Below are 16,735 nucleotides of genomic sequence, written 5' to 3' on the forward strand. Positions count from 1 at the left end.
CCTCCGGGCTTTCGTTCTGCTGTCTTGCGTTTCCGACTCTATCAGACTCTTTCGTGTCCGATTTCCTCGGCGCTTTCCAGGTTTCCGCTTTCGCGTTTCCCTTTCCGGCGATCCCGACCCTATCAGCGAATTTCCTTCTCCCCGGCCACTCGCCGCATTCCCCGAAAGGGCATACGAAGGAGCAGTGGAGATTGAGTCGAAGCTGAAGAGGAAGGTTCCCGTCCAGCTGCCGTTCGCGAAGTGTTCACGCGGGGCGTCCTGGCGGGAGTCACGACAGTACAGGCCGGGGGGTGCCCAAGCAAATCGATTCAGGCGTATGGTCTAGTCCACCGGTCTAGTCCACTAGTCTCCGTGCCGAAGGGACCAGTCCGGATCGGGACCTACATCGGACTAACCCGAACATCTAGTGACTTATCCTTCTCAAGAGTACGCCGTTCGCGACAGTCAGTGACGGCGAAACCAAGAGCCCCGCCCCTGGGAGGCCCCTCATGACCAGCGTGACGTCCCCACTTGCAGGTCGCGCCATCGGACTCGCGGCAGTGCCGGATCCGGTGTTCTCCGGCGCGATGGTGGGCCCGGGCACCGCCATCGATCCCGTGCGCGAGCCCTCGGAGGCGGTGTCCCCCGTCGACGGTGTGGTTGTCTCCCTGCACCCGCACGCGTACGTAGTCGTCGACGGCGAGGGCCACGGCGTACTCACACACCTCGGCATCGACACCGTCCAGCTCAACGGCGAGGGCTTCGAGCTGCTCGTCAACAAGGGCGACACCGTGACCCGCGGCCAGGCGGTCATCCGTTGGAACCCCGCTGCCGTCGAGGCCCTCGGCAAGTCCCCGATCTGCCCCGTCGTGGCACTCGAGGCGACCACCGACTCCCTGTCCGATGTCGTCGAGTCCGGCGACGTGAAGGCTGACGACACGCTCTTCAGCTGGCAGTGAGCCTTCCGCCCGCACGAGCGGGACGGACATCCATCGCGGCGGCCGGGGCCGCCGCCCAATCGAAGACGGGTCAAATGGAGACAACGCTGCGAGGCGTGGGCGTGAGCCACGGGGTGGCGATCGGCGAGGTGCGGCACATGGGCACGGCGGTCCTCGAACCGCCGGCCAGGCAGATCACCGCCGACGAGGCGGCGCGCGAACAGGGGCGCGCCCGCCAGGCCGTGAAAGCCGTGGCGGCCGACCTGATCGCGCGTGGCCAGCTGGCCGGTGGCGAGGCCCAGCACGTCCTTGAGGCCCAGGCGATGATCGCCGAGGACCCCGAGCTGATGGCGGACGTCGACCGGCGGATCGCCGTCGGCAGCACCGCCGAGCGCGGGGTGTACGACGCCTTCGCCGCCTACCGCGACCTGCTCGCGGGGGCCGGCGAGTACATGGCCGGCCGGGTGGCCGACCTGGACGACGTACGCAACCGGATCGTGGCGCGGCTGCTGGGCGTGCCGATGCCGGGTGTGCCCGACAGCGACGAGCCGTACGTGCTGATCGCGCGGGACCTGGCGCCCGCCGACACCGCCCTGCTCGACCCGGCTCTCGTCCTCGGCTTCGTGACCGAGGAGGGCGGGCCGACCAGCCACAGCGCGATCCTCGCGCGCGCCCTGGGCGTGCCGGCGATCGTGGCCCTGCCGGGGGCCTGCGAGATCGCCGAGGGCACCATGATCGCGGTGGACGGCAGCACTGGTGACCTGTTCGTCGACCCGTCCGCGGAAAAGCGGGCCGAGCTGGAGGCCGCGGCCGCCGAGCGCAAGGCGGCGCTGGCCGCCTCGTCCGGTCCGGGTGCGACCTCCGACGGTCACAAGGTGCCGCTGCTGGCCAATGTCGGCGGTCCCGGGGACGTGCCGGCGGCCGTCGAGGCCGGGGCCGAGGGCGTGGGCCTGTTCCGCACGGAGTTCCTCTTCCTGGACGACAGCAAGAAGGCGCCGTCCGAGGAGAAGCAGGTCGACTCCTACCGCAAGGTGCTCGAAGCCTTCCCCGAGGGACGTGTCGTCGTGCGTGTGCTCGACGCAGGCGCCGACAAGCCGCTGGACTTCCTGACGCCTGCCGACGAGCCGAACCCGGCTCTGGGTGTACGGGGGCTGCGTTCGCTCCTGGACCACCCGGAGGTGCTGCGTACGCAGCTCACCGCGCTGGCGAAGGCCGCGCAGGGGCTGCCGGTCCACCTTGAGGTCATGGCCCCGATGGTGGCCGACCGCGCCGACGCGAAGGCTTTCGCCGACGCGTGCCGCGAAGCCGGGCTCCAGGCGAAGTTCGGCGCGATGGTGGAGATCCCCTCCGCCGCGCTCCGTGCGCGCTCGATCCTCCAGGAGGTCGAGTTCCTCTCGCTGGGCACGAACGACCTGGCGCAGTACGCCTTCGCCGCCGACCGGCAGGTCGGCGCCGTCTCCCGGCTCCAGGACCCGTGGCAGCCCGCGCTGCTCGACCTGATCGCGATGGCGGCCGGGGCCGCCAAGGCGGAGGGCAAGAGCTGCGGTGTCTGCGGCGAGGCCGCCTCCGACCCGCTGCTGGCCTGTGTGCTGACCGGTCTGGGTGTCACCTCCCTGTCGATGGGTGCCGCGTCGATCCCGTACGTCCGGGCGACGCTCGCCAAGCACACGCTGGCGCAGTGCGAGCGGGCCGCGGCGGCGGCCCGTGCGGCGGACAGCGCCGAGGAGGCCCGCGTGGCCGCCCAGGCGGTGCTCTCCGGCGAGTAGCCGGACGGTTGTCGTGCGGAACGAGGGGCCCTCGCCGGTGGCGGGGGCCCCTCGGGCTTATCAGTGGTGGGGGCCGGGGTCGTCGACGTCGTAGCCCGGGCAGTATTCGACGCCAGGCTCGGGGGCGACGAGGTCTCCGGTGTCGGCGTCGGTGCAGTACGCGTTGAACACGGCGGCCGCCGAGAGGGCCGTGAGGCGGCCGCGGTCCAGGCGCCAGCCGTGGACCCGGTCCCGATGGCCCTCGGTGGTGCTGCGTACGACGAGTCCCCCGGGGCCGCCGAGGGCGAGGCCCGCGGCGAGGACCGTCACGAAGTCGAGGCTCTCGCGGCCGTCGATCCGCGGCGGGGCGTCCGGGTCCCCGGTGGTGTCGGCGTGCAGGACGGCGACGAGCTGCTCCTCCTCGGTCGGGACGCTGCAGACGAAGTGGTGGTGGCCGGGGCCCGCGCCGGCCAGGAGGCGTTTCAGCGCATCGGTGGCGCGGTCGAAGGAGGCGTGGCCGATGTCCTCGCCGCAGTCGGCGCAGCGGCCCACGCCGGCGAGGACCCCGGTGGCGTACTCCCAGGTGGCCTGGCGGACGGCCTCGTCGACGAGGAGCGGGACGAGTTCGTCGATGGGCTGGCCGGTGTAGGGCAGGACGGTCCCGCTGCCGGCGAGTTCGGCGGTGAAGCGGGTGCGGGACTCGGGCATGTCCGGGTCCAGGCCGTGTTCCCCGCAGTACTCGGCGTACTCGTCGGGGTCGAAGAGTGCGACGGTGGTGTGGATGCCCCGGGCCGCGAAGGACCGGAGCAGCCCGTCGACGTGGTGGAGGTAGTCGGCGTAGTCGGCCTGGTGGTCGAAGCCGAAGGTGCGGTAGCCGCACATGGCCGCGAAGTCCCCGGCGTCGGCCAGGAGGCCGACGGTGCCGGGGACCTCGCGGCGCAGCGCGCGCCGCCGGTGGGTGCTGCGGGTGCTGCGGCTCCGGTGGGTACCGGTGTCGTTCTTGCGTGGCATGGCTGGCTCCCCCTGAGTGCGATCACGTGGCTGCGATCATTTGCTCACTCAGCGTAACCATCACCACTGACAGCGACAGTGACGGGAGCTCGGGAGCCGTGGCCGGCCTCAGGCGCGGCTGCGGGTGCGGGCCAGTTCCTCGTAGAAGCCCAGAAGGCCGATGTTGTCGACGGACCCCGGGTTGACCGCCTTCGCCAGCGGCGTGCCCTGCAGGAGCCGCTTGACCGGGACCTCGATCCGCTTGCCGGTGAGGGTGTGCGGGATCGCCGGCACCTCGATGATCTCGTCGGGGACGTGGCGCGGGGAGAGTTCCTCGCGGATCGTCGCCTTGATCCGGGCGCGCAGGTCGTCGTCCAGGGCCGCGCCGGGGGCCAGGTGGACGAAGAGCGGCATCCAGTAGCCGCCGTTCGGCTCCTCCAGGCCGATGACCAGGGACTCCTTGATCTCCGGGAGCCGTTCGACGGCCTCGTAGATGTCGGCGGAGCCCATGCGGACACCCTGGCGGTTGAGCGTGGAGTCGGAACGGCCGTGGATGATCACCGAACCGTGGTCGGTGATCGTGATCCAGTCGCCGTGGCGCCAGACGCCCGGGAACATCTCGAAGTAGCTGTCGCGGTAGCGGCTGCCGTCGGGGTCGTTCCAGAAGTGGACCGGCATGGACGGCATGGGGTTGGTGACGACGAGTTCGCCGACCTCGCCGACGACCGGCTTGCCGGAGGGGTCCCAGGACTGGAGGTCCGTGCCGAGGCAGGCCGCCTGGAGCTCGCCGATGTGGACGGGCAGGGTGGGGACGGCGCCCGCGAAGCAGCTGCAGACGTCGGTGCCGCCGCTGACGGAGGCGATCCACAGGTCTTCGGCGACCTCGTCGTGGAGCCAGCGGAAGCCGTCGGGCGGGAGCGGGGACCCGGTGGTCGCCACGCACTTCACCGCGGAGAGGTCGAAATCGCGGGCCGGGTGGACGTCGGCCTTGCGGCAGGCCATGACGTAGGCGGCGGAGGTGCCGTAGAGCGTGGCGCGGGTGCGCTCGGCGATGCGCCACTGCGCGCCCGTGTCGGGGTAGCCGGGGCTGCCGTCGTAGAGGACGACCGTCGTACCGGTGAGGAGTCCGGAGACGAGGAAGTTCCACATCATCCAGCCGGTGGAGGTGTACCAGAAGAACCGGTCCTCCGGGCCGAGGTCGCAGTGCAGGCCGAGCTGCTTGAGGTGTTCGAGGAGGATGCCGCCCTGGGACTGGACGATGGCCTTGGGCAGACCGGTGGTACCGGAGGAGTAGAGCACCCAGAGCGGGTGGTCGAAGGGGACGGGCTCGAAGACGGGCTCGGTGTCCGCGGCGGTGAGCGCCGACCATTCGAGGGCGCCTTCGGGGGCGGGCGTGCCGAGGAGCGGGATGTGGACGACCGCGCGCAGGGAGGGGAGCTCGGCACGGAGCTCGGCGACGGCTTCGCGGCGGTCGTGCTCCTTGCCGCCGTAGCGGTACCCGTCCACGGTGAACAGGACGACCGGCTCGACCTGCTGGAAGCGGTCGAGGACGCTGCGGGCGCCGAAGTCGGGGGCGCAGGAGGTCCACACGCCGCCGACCGCGGCGGTGGCGAGGAGGGCCACGGCCGCCTCGGGGATGTTGGGGAGGTAGCCGCTGACCCGGTCACCGGGGCGTACGCCGAGGGCGCGCAGCTCGGCGGCGAGGGAGCCGACCCGGCGGCGGAGTTCGGCCCAGGTGACGGGGACGGGCTCGTGGGTCTCGTCCACGTACAGCAGGGCGGGGTCGTCGGCGCGGGCCGGGTCCTCGGCGGCGCGCAGCGCGTGCTCGGCGTAGTTGAGGGTGGCTCCGGTGAACCACTGGGCGCCGGGCATGGAGCGGTCGGCGAGGACGGACTCGTACGGGGTGGTGAAGCGGACGTCGAACCATTCGGCGACGGCCTGCCAGAAGATGTCGAGCTCGTCGACGGACCAGCGGTGCAGGGCCGGGTAGCCGCCGTCCGCGGGGGCTCCGAAGCGCGTCGCGGCCCAGGACTGGAAGGCGGTGATCCGGGCCGCGGCGATCCGGTCGGGGCCCGGCGCCCAGAGGGGTTCCGGCTGGGTGGCTGAGGTCATGGGTCGGCTCCCGGTCAAGTCTGCGGCTCGCGCTTCGTGTGCGTGTGCGGTGTACGTGTGCATGTACGTGACGTGTGCATGTACGTGTGCGTACGGTGCCATCGCGCGCGGGGGTGCGCGTGCGGCGGCTCACAGGGACGATGCCATGTGATCGACGGCTGCACCAGGGCCGACCTGGCCGGTCGGGTGACCGGCGGCGGACGCCGCCGGTGGGTGAACGGCAGTTGAACGCCGTCCCCTCGGCCGGGGGCCGGTGGCAGGGTGAGCGGCATGGACGGTCGTGATCTGGTGCGTGCGGTGAAGGACATCGGTACGGAGCGCGGTCGGCGGGCCTGGCTCTCGGCGTGGCGCCGGCGGCGCGCGGACGCGGTGGGGCTCCCGCGCCGGGGCGCGGAACGGGCGCGGGTGCCGGGGCTGCTGGTAGGTACGGAGCCGAGGCCGGGCGGGGGCGTGCTGCGGTTCGCGCGCTCGGAGCTGGTGGTGCGGGTGATGGCGGGCGGGGTGGTGTTCTGGGCCTGGGACGGGGCCGGGGCGACGCCGTCGTACGCGGTGGTGGGGAGCGGGCCGGAGCCGGACCTGCGGGCCGTGCTGGAGCCGGACACCGGGGGCGGCTGGCGGGTGGTGTCGGAGCGGGTGACGGTGGCCGTGTCCCGGTACGGGGCGCTGGAGGTGCGCACCCCCGGCGGGACGGTGCTGCGGCGGGAGTCGCCGCCGCGATGGTGGGAACCGGTGCCCCTCGCCGGGGAGGCCGCGGAGGGGGTGGCCTCGGCCCGGGCCCGCCCCGCAAACGCAACGGCGGCACGCTCGGACGGGTCCGGGCCCGCCGGACCGGGCGGGACGGGTGCCCTCTCCGGCGGGGCCGGGGCGAGTACGAATGGGCCGGGGCCCGGCAGGACGGGGTCGCGCTCCGGCCAGGCAGCGGCGGGCTCCGGCGGGGCAGTGACGGGCTCCGGCGGGACGAGGTCGGGCTCCGGCGAGACGCAGCCGGGCTCGGACCGGACGGCCTCGGCGGGCACCGGCGGGGACCGGGCCGGCAGCCGGGGGAACGAGGCGGCCTCCGCCACGGCGGGCGGCGGGGGGCGGTGGGGGGTGCGGAGTGAGGTGTCGGCGGATGCGCGGTTCTTCGGGCTGGGTGGGCGGGCCTCGGGGCCGCGGCTGCGCGACGGGGCGTACCGGCTGTGGAACACGGACCCCAAGGGCGGCTTCGGGCCGGGCGTCGATCCGCTCTACCTCACCATGCCGGTGCAGATGGTCGTGGCGGACGCGGGGACCCACCTGGTCTTCCACGACAACTGCTGGGACGGCCGGGTGGTGCTGCGCGAGGGTGAGGAGGGCGTCGGTTCGGGGCCGGACCGTCCCGGGGCGAGCGAACTGCGCATGGAGGGCGGGCCGCTGCGGTGCTGGGTGCTGGTGGGGACGCCGGCCCGGGTGCTCCAGGGCTGGTCGGCGCTGACGGGCGGGGCCGCGGTGCCGCCCGGGTGGGCGCTGGGGTACCAGCACGCGCGGTGGGGGTTCGGGAGTGCGGCGGAGGTGCGGCGGGTGGTCGCGGGGTACGCGGCGCGCGGGTTCGCGCTGTCGGCCGTACACCTGGACATCGACCACTACGACGGGCACCGGGTGTTCACCGTGGACGAGGAGCGCTTCCCCGATCTGCCGGGGCTGGCGCGGGAGTTGCGCGAGCAGGGGGTGCGGCTGGTGTCGATCGTGGACCCGGCGGTGAAGGCGGGTGACGCACTGCACGCGGCCGGGCTGACGGTGGGGTCGGGGGGCGCCTTCGTACGGGACGCGCGCGGGCGGGAGGTGCGCGGGGAGGTGTGGCCGGGCGAGTGCGCCTATCCGGACTTCACGGATCCGGAGGTCCGGGACTGGTGGGGCGGGCTCTACGAGGAGCGGCTCGGGCAGGGCTTCTCCGGCTTCTGGCACGACATGAACGAGCCGGTGTCCTTCGCGGCGTTCGGGGACGCCACACTGCCGCGGTCGGCACGGCACGCGATGGACGGGGCGGGCGGTGACCATCGCGAGGGGCACAACGTGTACGCGCTGGGGATGGCGCGGGCCGGATGGGAGGGCCTGGTCCGGCTGCGGCCCGAGGAGCGGCCGTTCCTGTTCTCCCGTTCGGGGTGGGCGGGCATGCAGCGGTACGGGGGCACCTGGTCGGGCGATGTGGAGACCAGCTGGGAGGGGCTGCGGGCCTCGCTGGCGCTGGTGATCGGGCTGGGGTTGTGCGGGGTGCCGTATTCGGGGCCGGACGTGGGTGGGTTCGGCGGTTCGCCGTCGCCGGAGTTGTACGTGCGGTGGCTGCAACTGGGCGCGTACCTGCCCTTGTTCCGTACGCATTCGGCGATCTGGGCGGGGCGGCGGGAGCCGTGGGAGTTCGGGCCGGAGGTGGAGGAGCAGGCGCGGGCGGTGACGGCGGAACGGGAGCGGCTGCGGCCGTACTTCGTCACACTCGCCCATATGGCGCGCCGGACCGGCGCTCCGTACGTGCGGCCGGTGTGGTGGGGCGCGCCGGAGGACCGGCGGTTGCGAGACTGCGAGGACGCGTTCCTGCTGGGTGACGCGCTGCTGGTCGCGCCGGTGCTGGAGTGCGGGGCGGACCGGCGGGCGGTACGGCTGCCACGGGGCCGGTGGTACGACACCGCGACGGGGGCGGCGCACGAGGGGCCGGGCCAGATCCTGCTGGACGCGCCGCAGGGCCGGATCCCGGTGCTGGCGCGGGCGGGTGCGGTGCTGCCGGTGCGGTCCGCGGGCGGCGGGGTGGAGCTGGAGGTCTGGGCGCCGGCCCGGGGGCGTACGGGGAGCGGGGTGGTGGTCCGGGACCCGGGGCCGGGGTTCGGGGCGGGCCGGGTCGAGCGGTACACCTCGCGGTGGGCCGGGGATGCGGTGGTGGTGGAGGACGAGGCGGGGGCGCCGGTGGAGGGCGTGGTGGTGCGGGGGTTGTAGGCGGGCGAGCCGTGGCGGCCGGTGCGAGTTCCAGAACGGGGCTCCGCCCCGGACCCCGCGCCTCAAACGCCGGCGGGGCTGGAAATGAAACGCCGGCGGGGCTGCGCGTGAGCCTGTGGCTCGACCGTCGCCGGGGCTGAGCGGAGGCCCGCACCTCAACCGCCACCGGCGCTGCGAGGTGGCCCCGCAGGCGGAGGTTCAGGCGTAGCGGCCTGCGAACCAGGACGCCGCCGCCTGGGTGTGGAGGGGGAAGGCCAGGGCTTCGGGGGTGCGCAGGACGTGCCAGCCCGTGGTTTCGTCCGTCGGCTTCGAGGCGGGGAGGGTGTCGGCGGGGCGCGGCGGGAGGAGGCCGAAGAGGAGGAGGTGGCCGGCCGGGGAGCTCAGGGCGTCGGCCAGGGTGACGTCCGCGGCGGAGGCGGTAATGCCGGTCTCCTCGCGCAGCTCGCGGACGACGGCGTCGCGCCAGTCCTCGCCGAAGTCGATGAAGCCGCCGGGGAGGGCGATGCCGCCGAGGGCCGGTTCGATGGTGCGGGTGATGACCACCAGGCCGGTGCCGTCCGCGTCCTCGACGGGGAGGAGGGTGACGGCCACGGGGAGCGGGTTGCGGTAGGCGGTGGCACCGCAGGACGGGCAGGTGCGGGGCCAGGTGGTCGTACCGTACGGCGCTCCGCAGGTGGAGCAGTGCGAGTCCCTCAGGTGTGCCGGCATGCCGTGATGGTATGCCAAGGGGTATGCGGATGACGGCTGTTGCGGGGCTGGTCGGGGTGCTGGCGGGCGGGGCCGCGGCGCCGCCGGGGTTCACTGCGCTGCGGGAGGTGGATCCGAGCATCCGGCAGGACATGCGGTACGCGGGTGAGCGGAACTTCACCGGCGCTGTGGTCGACGGGTACGAGGAGCCGGAGTGCCTGCTGGCCCGCCCCGCCGCGGAGGCGCTGCGGCGGGCGCAGCGGGTGCTGCTGCGGCGGGACTACTCGCTGCGGGTGTACGACTGCTACCGGCCGCAGCGGGCGGTGGACCGGTTCGTGCGGTGGGCTCGGGGGGAGGACGGTGGCGAGGACCTGGCGCGCAAGGCGGAGTTCTATCCGCGGGTGGAACGCGGCCGGCTGATCGCCGACGGGTACGTCGCGGAGAGGTCCGGGCACAGCCGTGGGAGCACGGTCGACGTGACCCTGGAGGAACTCCCGGGCCGGGAGGTCGACATGGGGACGCCTTTCGACTTCTTCGATCCGCTGTCGCACACGGACGATCCGCGGGTGACGGGCGCCGCCCGGGCCAACCGGCAGGTGCTGAAGCGGGTGCTGGGCGCGCAGGGGTTCGTGAACCTTCCCGAGGAGTGGTGGCACTTCACCTACAAGCCGGAGGCGTACCCGGACACGTATTTCGACTTCCCCGTCGCTGTCGCCGAGGTCCGGCCGTGAGTACCTTGCCCGCATGACTTTCAGCTCGTACGAGGAATTCTGGCCGTACTACGTCGCGATGCACTCCCGCGCCGCCACCCGCTGGGTGCACCTCACCGGCACGCTCACCGGCCTGGCGCTGGCCGCCTACGGGGTGGCGCGCGGGCGCAGGCGCTGGCTCGCCGCTCTTCCCCTGATCGGGTACGGGACCGCCTGGCCGGCGCACTTCCTGATCGAGGGGAACAATCCGGCCACGTTCGGGCATCCGGCGTGGTCGCTGCGCGGGGACGCGCAGATGATCCGGATGATGCTGGCCGGGCGGGACGCGGAGCTGGACGAGATCGCCCGGAAGTGGCTCGCCGAGAACCGGTGACCCGGGCCGGGCGGCCGTGGCAGACTCCTAACTTCTGACGATGCGTCAGCTCTTCGGTATGGGAGGGGTCTTGGCACGCACACGCACACCCGTCGTGAGCGGGTGGTTCACCGAGAACGCGCCGGACGGGGGCGGCTTCCGGCTGCTCGGCACCCGGTGCTCGGCCTGTACCGCGGTGTTCTTCCCCCGCGAGGACGCCTACTGCCGCAACCCGCGGTGCCCCGGCGGCGGGGAGCTCGCCGAGGTGCCGCTCTCGCCCCGGGGCCGCGTCTGGTCCTGCACCGACGGGCGTTACCGGCCGCCCGCGCCGTACGTGTCCGACCCGGCCGAGCCCTGGGAGCCGTACACCCTGGTCGCGGTGGAGCTGGAGGCCGAGGGGATGGTCGTGCTGGGGCAGGCCGTGCCCGGGGTCGGGGTCGCCGACCTGGCGGTGGGCACGGAGGTCGAGGTGGTGGGCGGCGTGCTGGACGAGGACGCCGAAACGACCTGGGTGACCTGGCGGTTCAGGCCGGTGGGAGGGACCTCGTGAGCGCCGACGTCGCCGTCCTGGGGGCCGGCATGCACCCGTGGGGCAAATGGGGCCGCAGCTTTGTCGAGTACGGGCGGACCGCGGCGCGGGCGGCACTCGCGGACGCCGGACTGGACTGGACGGACGTGGGGTCGGTCGTCGGCGCCGACACCGTGCGCTCCGGCTACCCCGGCTACGTGGCCGGAGCCACCTTCGCCCGGGCCCTCGGCTGGCAGGGCGCCCGCGTGACCAGCGTGTACGCGGCCTGCGCGTCCGGGGCGCAGGCCATCGGGACGGCCCGCGCGCAGATCCTGGCGGGGCTGGCCGACGTGGTGCTCGTGGCCGGCGCGGACGCGGCGCCCAAGGGGTTCTTCGCACCGGCCGGCGGTGACCGGCCGGACGATCCGGACTGGCTGCGGTTCCGGGTGCTGGGTGCGACCAACCCGGCGTACTTCGCGCTGTACGCCCGTCGTCGGATGGCGGTCCACGGGGACACCCTGGAGGACTTCGCCCGGGTGAAGGTGAAGAACGCGGCGGCGGGGCGGCTCAACCCGCACGCCCGCTACCGTACGGCCGTCACCGCCGAGGAGGTCGCCGCCTCCGCGGTGGTCGCCGATCCGCTCCGGCTGCTCGACATCTGCGCGACCTCCGACGGGGGCGCGGCGCTGGTGCTGACCAGCATGGACTTCGCGCGCTCGCGCGGGGTGGCCGATCCGGTGCGGATCCGGGCCGTGTCGACGGTGACGCCCACCTATCCGCGGACGGTGCTGGACCTGCCGGACATCGCCACCGACTCGACGACGGCCGTGGAGCCGGTGGCCGGATCCTTCCGGTCCTCGATCGCGCGCGCCGCCTACGAGGAGGCGGGGCTCGGGCCGCAGGACCTCTCACTCGCCGAGGTGTACGACCTGTCCACCGCCCTGGAACTGGAGTGGTACGAGGACATCGGGCTGTGCGCCGAGGGCGAGGGGGCGAAGCTGCTGCGGGAGGGGGCGACGGCCCTGGGCGGGCGGATCCCCGTCAACACCAGTGGTGGGCTGGCCTCGTTCGGAGAGGCCGTGCCGGCCCAGGCCATCGCGCAGGTGTGCGAGCTGACATGGCAGTTGCGTGGCACGGCCGGGGAGCGGCAGGTGCCCGGGGCGCGGGTGGGGATCACCGCCAACCAGGGGCTGTTCGGGCACGGTTCGGCCGTCGTCGCCGTGCGCTGAGCAGCTCGTGCCGTCACAACGCTTGACGACCCCGGGCGGCAGGTTCACACTCGCTCCACAGTCCCGCGCAGCGACGGGACCGTGAACCACCCGTGAGAGCTGCGGCCCGTACCCCAGTCGGCGGGGGTACGGGTCGCGCCCGGGCGTCCGTCCGCGGATCAGGCTCCCGCGGACAGGCTCCGGCGCCGCTCGCGTGCCAGGGACATCGCGTGCTCCACGACCCCCACCAGCACGTCCTTCACGGACTCCCGGTCCCGTGCGTCGCACAGCAGCACCGGCACCCCGGGGTCGAGGTCGAGTGCCGTCCGTACGGTCACCACGGGGTGGCGGTCGGCTCCGTCGAAGCAGTTGACCGCGACGACGAACGGGATCCCGCGCCGCTCGAAGTAGTCGATGGCGGCGAAGCAGTCGGCCAGGCGGCGGGTGTCCGCGAGGACCACCGCGCCCAGGGAGCCCTGGGCCAGCTCGTCCCACAGGAACCAGAAGCGGTCCTGTCCGGGCGTGCCGAACAGGTACAGCACCAAGTCCTCGCGGAGCGTGATGCGCCCGAAGTCCATGGCCACGGTCGTGGTGCTCTTGCCCTCCACTCCCCCGGTGTCGTCGACGCCGACGCCTGGCTCGGAGAGCCGTTCCTCGGTCCGGAGCGGTCTGATCTCGCTGACCGCGCTGACCAGGGTGGTCTTGCCCACCCCGAAGCCGCCCGCGACCAGGATCTTCAAGGTCAGCGGCTCGACCGGCGACACCGCGTGCATGGCACCGGTGCGGCTAAAGCGCCCGAAGGCCATCGATCACCTCACGCAGAATGGATTCATCAGGCAGTTCTGCCGGGGGTACCGGCCTGGTCACGTGGACCAGTTCCTCATCGACCAGGTCGCCGATCAGGACGCGCACGACCCCGACCGCGAGGTCGAGGTCGGCCGCGAGTTCGGCGACCGACTGGGGCCGTTCCCGGCACAGCCCGAGGATGTGGGCGTGTTCCGGGGAGAGGGTCATGTCCCAGACCGGATCGTCCGCCGCCGGTTCGGCGACGACGAGGGCGATCAGATCGAGGCGGTGCTGGCCCGCATGGCTGGTCCGGCCGCGGGTCATGGCGTAGGGGCGTACGACGGGACCCGCGTCGTCGTCGAACCAGTGCGCGTGGTCTAAGGCGGACGGGTCGAAGGGCATGCCGACGGGAGCGTCGGCGAGATGGTCCTGGCCTGGGTCGCTCATGCCTTCCGACTCACCCTCCGGCTGGCAGCCCGGTGCGCGGGGCGGTCGCCAGGTGGTCGCCCACCCGCTTGACCATCAGCGTCATCTCGTACGCGACCTGCCCGACGTCGGAGTCGGCGTCGGCCAGTACGGCCAGGCAGCTGCCGTCGCCGGCGGCCATGACGAAGAGGAAGGCCTCGTCGAGCTCGACGACGGTCTGGCGGACCCGGCCGGAGTCGAAGTGCCGGCCGACGCCCTTGGCCAGGCTGTGGAACCCGGAGGCGACCGCCGCCAGGTGCTCGCTGTCCTCGCGGGTCAGGTCCTTGGAGCTGCCCGTGGGCAGGCCGTCGCCGGAGAGGACCACCGCCTTGCGGATGGACCCGACCCGGTCGACGAGCTCGTCGAGGAGCCAGTTGAGCGGGCCGGAGCCGCGGCCCCTGCTGTCGTTGCCGGTCTGCGGTGCGGTCATCGACCGTCCCCTTCGTTCTCGTTCGCGGGACCGCCGGCGGAGGATGTGCCCGCCTCGGTCTCGGACTGCTGCTGTGCGTGCCGGTTGCGGCCCGCCGTCCAGCCACGCTGGAGTGCGGACATGCGCGTGCGTACGTCCTCCGCGTCGCGGTCTGCCACCTGGTCGGGGGCGGCTTCGGCGGGCGCGGACGACGCGGACTTCTTGAGCTGCGGGGCCAGGCTGGCCTGACGGATCCGGCGGGGCAGCCCGCCGGTGTCCGGGCCTGCGGCGGGTTCCGTGTCGTCGGATCCGGCCGCAGGGGCGTTCTGCGGGACCGCGGAGACCGGGCGGGGGTCCACCCGGCGGCCGTGTTCGGCGACCAGGGTCGGCGTGGGACGCCGGCGCGGCAGCGGCACGGCTCCCGCGGAGCGGGGGCCGTCGGGACGGGGCGCCTCCAGGCGCTGGGCGTCCAGCCGGACCGGTCCGGTGGGGGCGAGCGGCTCGCGTTCCCGGTCGCGCTCGCCCGGGCGGGTGCCGCTGCGGGCACCGCCGCGGGCGGTGCCGTTGCGCTCGGCGTGCCGGTCGGTGTGCGGGCGGTCCGCCGGGCGCAGGCCCAGCAGGGCGCTGCGCGGGGTGCCGTTCGGCGGGGTCTCGTCGTCCAGGGTCGCCATGGCCGGGCGGCCGGAGCCGGGGCGGCCCGTGCCGACGGCCGGGTCGTCGTCCAGGGCGGCCGGGTCGTCGAGCGTGTCCAGGCCGTCCAGGCCGCGGCCGGCGAGCGGGGCCTCCAGCTCGACCGGGCCGCGCAGTTCGGCGGTGGCCAGCGGGCGGCCGACGGCGGCGCGCTCCGCGGTGGAGGTCACCGGCCGCTCGGAGTGCGTACGGCCGATCTGGCCGGCCTTCGCGGCCCTGCCGGTCTTGCCGGGCCGGGGCCCGTCCAGCCGTACGCCGGTACCGCTGGTCTCCGGAGCGTCGGTCAGCAGGGCCGACGGGAGGAAGACCACCGCGGTGGTGCCCCCGTACGGGCTGGGCTGGAGGACGACCTTGACGCTGTGGCGCTGGGCGAGGCGGCTGACGACAAACAGGCCGAGGCGGTCGGTGTCGGAGAGCTCGAACTCGGGGGTCTCGGCGAGGCGGAGGTTCGCGTCGAGCAGCGCCTCCGGGGTCATGCCGAGGCCGCGGTCGTGGATCTCCAGGGTGAAGCCGTTGGCGACGCGCTCGCCGTGCACCTGGACCGCGGTGTGCGGCGGCGAGAAGACGGTGGCGTTCTCCAGGAGTTCGGCGATGAGGTGGGTGACGTCGGCGACGGCGGGTCCGACGATGCCCAGGCGGGTGAGGCGGCGTACCTCTATGCGCTCGTAGTCCTCGACCTCGGCGACGGCGGCCCGTACGACGTCCATGAGCTGGACGGGCTTGCGCCACTGGCGGGAGGGGGCGGCTCCGGAGAGGATCACCAGGCCCTCGGCGTGGCGGCGCATGCGGGTGGTCATGTGGTCGAGGCGGAAGAGGTCGGCGAGCTCCTCGGTGTCCTCGGTGCGGCGCTCCATCGTGTCGAGGAGGGTCAGCTGGCGGTGCAGCAGGACCTGGTTGCGGCGGGCAAGGTTGACGAACACCTCGGAGACGCCGCGCCGCAGGTCGGCCTGCTTGACGGCGGCCTCGACGGCGGCGCGCTGGAGGGTGTTGAGGGCCTGGCCGACCTGGCCGACCTCGTCCTTCTCGTATTCGAGGTGGGGGGCCTCGGTCTCGACGTCCACGTGCTCGCCGGCGGCGAGGCGGCGCATGACGCTGGGCAGGCGGACGCCGGAGGCCTCGTGGGCCTCCTTGCGCAGCCGGGAGAGGTCGCGGACCAGGTCCCGGCCGATACGCACGGAGAGGACGAGGGACACGATCAGGGCGAAGAGGCCGAGGATGCCGGCGCCTGCGGCCTGGATCATGACGTCCGCGGCCACGGGCTCGATGCGCCGCTGGTAGCGGTCGCCGGCCTCGGTGTTCATGCTCGCCAGGTCGTCGAGGACCTTGGAGGACGCCTCGTCCCACTGGGCGGAGGTGAGGTTGCGCGGCTTGTTGACCGCGCCGCCGGAGATGAAGCGCTCCTCGGCCTCGCGCAGCGGGTGGGTCTGGGGGTCCTGCCAGTACCGCTCGAAGATCTCCCGGTCGCCGGCGGGCAGGGTCACGAGGTTGAACTCGTAGAGCAGCGAGCGGTTGGCGGCGAAGTCGGAGACGCGGCGGACGTCGCCCGCGGTGATGTTGCGCGCGGCCAGGGCGGAGGCGATGACCGCGTCCTCGCGGGAGAGCAGCTCGCGGGCGCGGCTGATGCCGACGAGGGCGCGGCCCTCCTTGTCGACCTCGACGTTGTCGAGGCCGTGGAGGTTCATCAGGAAGTCGTAGCAGGGGTCGACCAGCCGGTTGTAGAGCTCCAGGGCCTGGCCGGGGTCGAGGGCGTTCTGGTCGACGGAGCGGCGCATGGAGCCGATGCCGTGGAAGGCGGAGACGATCGAGCGCAGGCGCTGGGCGCTCTGCGGGCTGAGCTCGTCGACGACCTTGGGGTCGCGGGCGCTCACGCTGATCTTCTCGACGGCCTGGTCGGTCTCGGTGCGGCGCTTGACGAGTTCGGCGGTGGCGGTGGCCGCGCGGGGGTCGCCGAGGACGACGAGGGTCTGGCGCCTCTCCTTCTGGATGACGCGGGCGACGTCCTCGATCGGGTAGCCGACCTTGTCGATGACGTAGGCCACGTCGAAGAGCTGGATCGCCTGACGACCCGTGATGACCGTGGCGAAGCCCCAGAGGGCAGTCAGGGAGACGAGCGGCACAAGGAGCAACGCCACGATCTTCCGGCGGATGGACTTCCCGCGAAAGCGCATGGCCTCCCCAGCCTCCCCCAGGTCAACCCCGTTGCCGGGGGTCGG

The 16,735-nt window shown here is 73.3% G+C and carries 14 protein-coding genes; 7 read left to right on the forward strand and 7 right to left on the reverse strand.

Going from position 1 to position 16,735, the window contains the following annotated elements:
- Positions 1-488: 488 nt before the first annotated feature.
- Positions 489-938 (forward strand): PTS sugar transporter subunit IIA, encoded by a 450-nt coding sequence (locus tag AAT21_RS30640; RefSeq protein WP_046780264.1) that lies wholly within the window; start codon positions 489-491, stop codon positions 936-938.
- A gap of 74 nt (positions 939-1,012) precedes the next feature.
- On the forward strand, positions 1,013-2,683 hold the full coding sequence (gene ptsP, locus AAT21_RS30645) for a phosphoenolpyruvate--protein phosphotransferase (RefSeq protein ID WP_046780265.1): 1,671 nt from the start codon (positions 1,013-1,015) through the stop codon (positions 2,681-2,683).
- Positions 2,684-2,743: 60 nt separating this feature from the next.
- On the opposite strand, the gene AAT21_RS30650 is transcribed toward ptsP, so the two are convergent.
- A complete protein-coding gene (locus AAT21_RS30650) occupies positions 2,744-3,673 on the reverse strand; it encodes a hypothetical protein (protein WP_046780266.1) in 930 nt (309 codons plus the stop codon).
- Positions 3,674-3,781: 108 nt separating this feature from the next.
- Positions 3,782-5,764 carry an acetoacetate--CoA ligase gene (locus tag AAT21_RS30655; RefSeq protein ID WP_046780267.1) on the reverse strand — a complete coding sequence of 661 codons (1,983 nt, stop codon included), beginning with the start codon at positions 5,762-5,764 and terminating at the stop codon, positions 3,782-3,784.
- Positions 5,765-6,034: 270 nt separating this feature from the next.
- Between AAT21_RS30655 and AAT21_RS30660 the strand changes: the two genes are divergently transcribed.
- Positions 6,035-8,707, forward strand: a complete 2,673-nt coding sequence (locus AAT21_RS30660; protein WP_046780268.1) for a glycoside hydrolase family 31 protein — start codon at positions 6,035-6,037, stop codon at positions 8,705-8,707.
- A gap of 198 nt (positions 8,708-8,905) precedes the next feature.
- Here the strand turns inward: AAT21_RS30660 and AAT21_RS30665 are convergent, their stop codons facing one another.
- Positions 8,906-9,415, reverse strand: a complete 510-nt coding sequence (locus AAT21_RS30665) for an NUDIX domain-containing protein (RefSeq protein ID WP_200904490.1) — start codon at positions 9,413-9,415, stop codon at positions 8,906-8,908.
- A 29-nt stretch (positions 9,416-9,444) separates the two neighbouring features.
- Here AAT21_RS30665 and AAT21_RS30670 point away from each other — a divergent pair, with 29 nt between their 5' ends.
- From AAT21_RS30670 to AAT21_RS30685, 4 genes are read left to right on the forward strand one after another with little or no spacing between them, the layout of a single operon-like run.
- Positions 9,445-10,125, forward strand: coding sequence for a M15 family metallopeptidase (locus AAT21_RS30670; RefSeq protein ID WP_079026095.1), 681 nt, complete (start codon positions 9,445-9,447; stop codon positions 10,123-10,125).
- A 13-nt stretch (positions 10,126-10,138) separates the two neighbouring features.
- A complete protein-coding gene (locus AAT21_RS30675) occupies positions 10,139-10,477 on the forward strand; it encodes a DUF962 domain-containing protein (protein WP_046780271.1) in 339 nt (112 codons plus the stop codon).
- Positions 10,478-10,535: 58 nt separating this feature from the next.
- Positions 10,536-11,006 (forward strand): Zn-ribbon domain-containing OB-fold protein, encoded by a 471-nt coding sequence (locus AAT21_RS30680; protein WP_046780272.1) that lies wholly within the window; start codon positions 10,536-10,538, stop codon positions 11,004-11,006.
- Positions 11,003-12,193, forward strand: a complete 1,191-nt coding sequence (locus tag AAT21_RS30685; RefSeq protein WP_046780273.1) for a lipid-transfer protein — start codon at positions 11,003-11,005, stop codon at positions 12,191-12,193. Before AAT21_RS30680 ends, AAT21_RS30685 begins: the two co-directional genes overlap by 4 nt.
- A 158-nt stretch (positions 12,194-12,351) precedes the next feature.
- Here the strand turns inward: AAT21_RS30685 and AAT21_RS30690 are convergent, their stop codons facing one another.
- Genes AAT21_RS30690 through AAT21_RS30705 form a run of 4 tightly spaced genes read right to left on the reverse strand, consistent with a single transcriptional unit; the run spans position 12,352 to position 16,690 of the window.
- On the reverse strand, positions 12,352-12,978 hold the full coding sequence (locus tag AAT21_RS30690) for a GTP-binding protein (protein ID WP_030389931.1): 627 nt from the start codon (positions 12,976-12,978) through the stop codon (positions 12,352-12,354).
- Positions 12,959-13,360 (reverse strand): DUF742 domain-containing protein, encoded by a 402-nt coding sequence (locus AAT21_RS30695; protein WP_030964628.1) that lies wholly within the window; start codon positions 13,358-13,360, stop codon positions 12,959-12,961. Before AAT21_RS30695 ends, AAT21_RS30690 begins: the two co-directional genes overlap by 20 nt.
- A gap of 55 nt (positions 13,361-13,415) precedes the next feature.
- Positions 13,416-13,853 (reverse strand): roadblock/LC7 domain-containing protein, encoded by a 438-nt coding sequence (locus AAT21_RS30700; protein ID WP_030964627.1) that lies wholly within the window; start codon positions 13,851-13,853, stop codon positions 13,416-13,418.
- A complete protein-coding gene (locus AAT21_RS30705; RefSeq protein ID WP_046780274.1) occupies positions 13,850-16,690 on the reverse strand; it encodes a nitrate- and nitrite sensing domain-containing protein in 2,841 nt (946 codons plus the stop codon). Before AAT21_RS30705 ends, AAT21_RS30700 begins: the two co-directional genes overlap by 4 nt.
- Positions 16,691-16,735 lie beyond the last annotated feature (45 nt).

This window comes from Streptomyces yangpuensis (assembly GCF_001005295.1).
GTDB lineage: Bacteria > Actinomycetota > Actinomycetes > Streptomycetales > Streptomycetaceae > Streptomyces > Streptomyces yangpuensis.